We start from the raw sequence: 1,483 nt of genomic DNA, 5'->3' as shown, positions 1-1,483 counted from the left end.
GCTCCGTAGAAAGGAGGTGATCCATCCCCACCTTCCGGTAGGGATACCTTGTTACGACTTCACCCCAATCATCTGCCCCACCTTCGGCGGCTGGCTCCCAAAGGGTTACCTCACCGACTTCGGGTGTTGCAAACTCTCGTGGTGTGACGGGCGGTGTGTACAAGGCCCGGGAACGTATTCACCGTGGCATGCTGATCCACGATTACTAGCGATTCCGGCTTCATGCAGGCGAGTTGCAGCCTGCAATCCGAACTGAGAATGGCTTTGCGAGATTGGCTCCACCTCGCGGTTTCGCATCCCTCTGTACCATCCATTGTAGCACGTGTGTAGCCCAGGTCATAAGGGGCATGATGATTTGACGTCGTCCCCACCTTCCTCCGGTTTGTCACCGGCAGTCACCTTAGAGTGCCCAACCAAATGCTGGCAACTAAGATTAAGGGTTGCGCTCGTTGCGGGACTTAACCCAACATCTCACGACACGAGCTGACGACAACCATGCACCACCTGTCATTTTGTCCCCCGAAGGGGAACCTTCTGTCTCCAGAAGTAGCAAAAGATGTCAAGACCTGGTAAGGTTCTTCGCGTTGCGTCGAATTAAACCACATGCTCCACCGCTTGTGCGGGCCCCCGTCAATTCTTTTGAGTTTCAGCCTTGCGGCCGTACTCCCCAGGCGGAGTGCTTAATGCGTTAGCTTCGGCACTAAGGGCATCGAAACCCCTAACACCTAGCACTCATCGTTTACGGCGTGGACTACCAGGGTATCTAATCCTGTTTGCTCCCCACGCTTTCGCGCCTCAGCGTCAATAACAGACCAGAGAGCCGCCTTCGCCACTGGTGTTCCTCCACATATCTACGCATTTCACCGCTACACGTGGAATTCCACTCTCCTCTTCTGCATTCCAGTTCCCCAGTTTCCAATGACCCTCCACGGTTGAGCCGTGGGCTTTCACATCAGACTTAAGGAACCGCCTGCGCGCGCTTTACGCCCAATAATTCCGGACAACGCTTGCCCCCTACGTATTACCGCGGCTGCTGGCACGTAGTTAGCCGGGGCTTTCTGGTGAGGTACCGTCAGGGGGCGGCCCTGTTAGAACCGCCCTTGTTCTTCCCTCACAACAGAGCTTTACGATCCGAAAACCTTCATCACTCACGCGGCGTTGCACCGTCAGACTTTCGTCCATTGCGGATGATTCCCTACTGCTGCCTCCCGTAGGAGTCTGGGCCGTGTCTCAGTCCCAGTGTGGCCGATCACCCTCTCAGGTCGGCTACGTATCGTCGCCTTGGGGAGCCCTTACCTCTCCAACTAGCTAATACGCCGCGGGCCCATCCTCCAGTGCATGGCCCGAAGGCCATGCTTTTACAAGCAGATCAGGTGATCTGCTTGATTATCGGGTATTAGCTCCGGTTTCCCGGAGTTATCCCCGTCTAGAGGGCAGGTTGCCCACGTGTTACTCACCCGTCCGCCGCTCAATTCCCCGGTTT

1 rRNA gene is annotated in these 1,483 nt (G+C 56.1%); it reads right to left on the bottom strand.

The features are described from left to right. Window positions 1-9: 9 nt before the first annotated feature. Window positions 10-1,483 (bottom strand): 16S ribosomal RNA (locus ATL39_RS00330); the annotation flags it as partial.

The sequence above is a fragment of the Sinobaca qinghaiensis genome (assembly GCF_003610495.1).
Taxonomy (GTDB): Bacteria; Bacillota; Bacilli; order Bacillales; family Marinococcaceae; genus Sinobaca; species Sinobaca qinghaiensis.
The sequence above is the reverse complement of the archived record's forward strand: the minus strand, read 5'-3'. Positions and strand labels throughout refer to the sequence as shown.